Here is a 3,242-nt window from a genome sequence, read left to right as displayed (position 1 = left end):
TGAGCCATCCGGTATCCCTCCTGGTGAAGTGGTTTCTTCTCCGTCTCACATTCTACCAAAGAGGGCCGGATGGCTCATTTTATGTTACCTGGACCATCCGTTTTTACACATGATACCGGACACGACTTGTCCTGTTGTCTCCATACGCTTGAAGTGTTCGGAGGTTGTTAATGACGACTGCCATCTCTGATGGACTGTTCTCTTCCTTGCTGTGTATTGAGCGTAGTGCATCGTAGATAACAACGTGAGGCCAGAACTCCTCCAAAAGCTCCGTTGCATATCGGTACCCCGGACTGTTCTCATCGTCAACTCGGAGTGAGAGTTGTGCGACTCGAACGTCTACGTTCCCAGCGGTAACTCTCTGAACTACCGCACCGAAGTCTTCATCGGAAGGACTTGGGTTTCCAGTAAATATCGAACGTAGCCGAGGGATTATCTCATTCGGCAGAGATGCGTCCTCCTCGATGAACAAGACTTTTAGCGGGCGTGGGAGGTCTGATGCTGGACGAAGTCCTTCAATACCTGCAAGAGGTTCTCCAGTCGCTAAACTGTAGATGAGGTTTAGAGCTAGAGTTGTCTTACCGTTCTGAGAAGGACCCCAGAGCAGTCCAATCTCTCCACGTGGAATTGCATTTTCGATTAGCCAGCCGGCAGTCTTCGGGGGGTGAATCATGTCCTCCAACGTGTAGACAATCCTCCGTGGCTGTGGAACGTTGCGAAGGAACTTTACCAGCCTCTCGTCGATGTCGTAGTCTGTTGTTCCGTAGTTTTCTTTCCAGTACTGCATATCCTTACACCATTCGCAGATGTCCTTGTTGGTGGGAGAGACCACTATCTCTTCGGTGAGCTTTACTTGTGTCGGTAGCGTAACTACCCTGACACGCTCTCCTAGGCGGTCTCTTACTCTCTTGGAGATGAGCTCGGACGTCTTGTCTCCTTGTCTATAAAAGATTATCCTGTCAAAGTTAAGCAAGTAACTCTCCCACTCTTCAGGGACAACGTTACCCGGCCAGCCAATCACTGGAGTATCGAGACCACACTTTTCCACTGCTTGAGAGAGTCGGAGGTAGTCACTTCCTCCTTCTGCAATAGCAACGACTGGAGCACCAGCTCGAATTGCATCATCGAGACCAATCGGCCAAACGTTTGAGTTGGGAAGATTTCGTTTTCCTTCTTCTCCACGCAGGCCAACTCCTACGCATATTCCTGACTTAATCATCGGAAAGACAACCGCAGGTCCAACCTTTGTCCAATCTCGATAACCACAGCCACATTTGACGAGCGTTTCAATCTGGAGGTCGTGAGAACTGAGGTATTCTTGGAGGTAGGGCGGTATCTCTCCGGATTCGACAATCTCTCTCAATCTCCGCTGGCTTGCTTCAACGAAGTCCTCAAAGTACTGGCAGAGTTCTGGAGATGGTCTCCTCATCTTCATCATTTTCTTCTCTTGCTCTTCGATGCTTGTTCCCCACACTAGCTCAAAGAGCCTCTGACCCTTTTCACGGTTGTCTTTCGGTTCGCCGTACCTACTCGTTACTCCGTAGAAGTCGTTCTCCATCTGTACTAGGTCAGACCAACGATAGTAGATTCCGCAAGAGTGACAACCAAAAAAGCCCGTCCGAACATTGAACCAAGCAGACGGGTGCCGGTCATTGTGGAACGGACAGTGAATGTTGATTGTCCCACTGCTGCTCTCCGGCTTCTGGAGCTCCTTCTCGTAGTCGTAGCCGGAGTAGGTGCTAAACAGGTTGAGAATTCTCCCTCCTTCTTTCCGGAAATCAATTCCAAAATCTACTTGCATTAGCAATAACCTCCTTTCGAGTTGTTTGATTTTATTTTATGATTAAGCTCCGGAACTTTCAATAGGTATTTTCGTCATTTTTTGTTCGTCATTTTATCACAGTCGATAGGTTCGATGCTTGTAAAAAATCCCATAGACTGGTATAATGTCTATGAAAGTACACGAGTTTGGAGGAGTTTCTATGAAAGACAAGAAACCAGAACCTCGCACGAAGATGGTATCGGCAACCTTCACCACAGAAGAGTTTGAACTTATCCAGAAAGCTGCGTACCAAACAGACAGAAGGCCAGCCGGACTTGTTAGATACGCTACACTGCTGTATTTGAAGGAGATTGGACTGTTACAGGAGGAGACCAAAGATGAAGAGAGTTAAGATTCTCCTGCTACTTCTTACAGTCACACTATTCCTTACTTCCTGTGGGAAGACTGAAACCGCTAAGCTTAGTGACACATCATCACCAAATGTTACAGAGACCAAGCTAACCACAGTAGTACCAGCAGTGGAAGCCTCCCAGAACGTCGAGACTTCAAAAGAAGCTCCTCAGAAAGAGGAGAGTACTGACCAACGGACTGAAAAAGCTGAGAAGGCTGTTGCCAGCATCAAAGCAGAAGACCTACAAACTGTAAAAGACTCTATTCACCAGATGCATGAGGCGTTAGACCAGCTCCTCACCTATGGCGGTATTAAAAAGTACGTGAGTCAAGATGACGAGACTTGGAAAGTTTTTACTGACCCACAGAGTGGATTGACTGCTCAATTCACCTCAACCGTAAACGAGTTACTGCCTCTCATCGGAGACGAAAACCTGAAGCTGGATTTACAAACATTTCAGCGTTTTATGGAGATTGCTTCGGAGAAGAGACTGAGCATCTCACTAGCATACGCTCACCGAGTTATCCACGACCTTGATTATTGGGTATTTAACAGTGATGCAGACACTGATGATGTGAGAGATTACTGGGGTGCTACCGCAACGCTTCATGGTAAGGCGGGAAATCCATACTACTATTGGCTAGAGAGTAAAGCCTATGAGACTCATCAGAACACGAATCAAGGTAAAAAATAGATCAAGTCCAGTATCATGTGTAAATTGCCCTCTTCGGCGAATGAAAGGACAGGTCACTCAGGCATTCACAACGTGCAGCATGGCCGGCTCAGTGGATTTCTGTTGTTCCTTCTTCCACTGCCAATACTCATCCATATTCAGGTAGCGGTGCCCAGTGGTCCACGTCTCGTCTATCTCCATGAGTAGCGCTCCAAGCAACCGTATCACGGATTCCCGGTTGGGAAAGATGCGGATGACTCTTTCACGACGGCGAATCTCCTCGTTGAGTCGTTCCACGCCGTTCGTGGTACGCAAGCGCCGCCGATAGCGATCCGGCAAGACCAGCACGGCCGTGACGTCGTCAAAGCCCTCCTCTAGCACCTTGACGGCCTTGG

General features: G+C 48.2%; 3 protein-coding genes. 1 reads left to right on the top strand and 2 read right to left on the bottom strand.

Features of this window, described 5'->3' with window-relative positions:
• Nucleotides 1-103: 103 nt before the first annotated feature.
• Nucleotides 104-1,801 (bottom strand): AAA family ATPase, encoded by a 1,698-nt coding sequence (locus SA87_RS12805; RefSeq protein ID WP_082910525.1) that lies wholly within the window; start codon nt 1,799-1,801, stop codon nt 104-106.
• A gap of 359 nt (nt 1,802-2,160) precedes the next feature.
• On the opposite strand from SA87_RS12805, the gene SA87_RS13310 reads away from it, so the two are divergent.
• Complete coding sequence (locus SA87_RS13310) at nt 2,161-2,868, top strand: hypothetical protein (RefSeq protein WP_054632689.1); 708 nt, start codon at nt 2,161-2,163, stop codon at nt 2,866-2,868.
• A 57-nt stretch (nt 2,869-2,925) separates the two neighbouring features.
• Here the strand turns inward: SA87_RS13310 and SA87_RS09520 are convergent.
• The coding region (locus SA87_RS09520) for a transposase (protein ID WP_211264209.1) at nt 2,926-3,242 on the bottom strand (317 nt) is incomplete at its 5' end.

It is taken from the genome of Hydrogenibacillus schlegelii, assembly GCF_001653195.1.
In the GTDB taxonomy this organism is placed as follows: domain Bacteria; phylum Bacillota; class Bacilli; order Thermicanales; family DSM-22653; genus Hydrogenibacillus; species Hydrogenibacillus schlegelii.
The sequence above is the reverse complement of the archived record's forward strand: the minus strand, read 5'-3'. Positions and strand labels throughout refer to the sequence as shown.

Coding starts and splice junctions, on each gene's coding strand:
- SA87_RS13310 (WP_054632689.1), top strand. CDS start 2,161: ATGAAGAGAGTTAAGATTCTCCTGCTACTTCTTACAGTCACACTATTC.
- SA87_RS12805 (WP_082910525.1), bottom strand. CDS start 1,801: ATGCAAGTAGATTTTGGAATTGATTTCCGGAAAGAAGGAGGGAGAATT.